This is a genomic window from Aquitalea sp. ASV15, assembly GCF_016429115.1.
In the GTDB taxonomy this organism is placed as follows: domain Bacteria; phylum Pseudomonadota; class Gammaproteobacteria; order Burkholderiales; family Chromobacteriaceae; genus Aquitalea; species Aquitalea magnusonii.
The window spans coordinates 1-402 of record NZ_JAELTZ010000137.1; the positions used below are offsets into that span (position 1 = coordinate 1).

The 402-nt window shown below is 71.9% G+C and carries 1 protein-coding gene; it reads left to right on the forward strand.

The genetic code is table 11. The features are described 5' to 3' along the window. A partial coding sequence (locus tag JHD64_RS22095) for a hypothetical protein (protein ID WP_233170652.1) occupies positions 1-402 on the forward strand: 402 nt, incomplete at both ends.

Consider the following 402-nt stretch of genomic DNA (forward strand, 5'->3'; position numbering starts at 1 on the left):
CCCCCCCCCCCCCCCCCCCCCCCCCCCCCCCCCCCCCCCCCCCCCCCCCCCCCCCCCCCCCCCCCCCCCCCCCCCTCTTCCTGACCCGGCGACCCCCGAGATCTACACTGTTGTTCGTTCGTCGGCAGCGTCAGATGTGTATAAGAGACAGGGCGAATCCAGCTACTACATCAACAACCAGCAAGTACGCCGCCGCGAAACCGAACACCGCATTGCCGACACCCGCGCCAACCTGGAACGCATCGAAGACCCTGTCTCTTATACACATCTCCGAGCCCACGAGACATTAACAAGGATCGCGAATGCCGTAGTCTGCTTGAAAAACGGGGGGGGGGGGGGGGGGGGGGGGGGGGGGGGGGGGGGGGGGGGGGGGGGGGGGGGGGGGGGGGGGGGGGGGGGGGG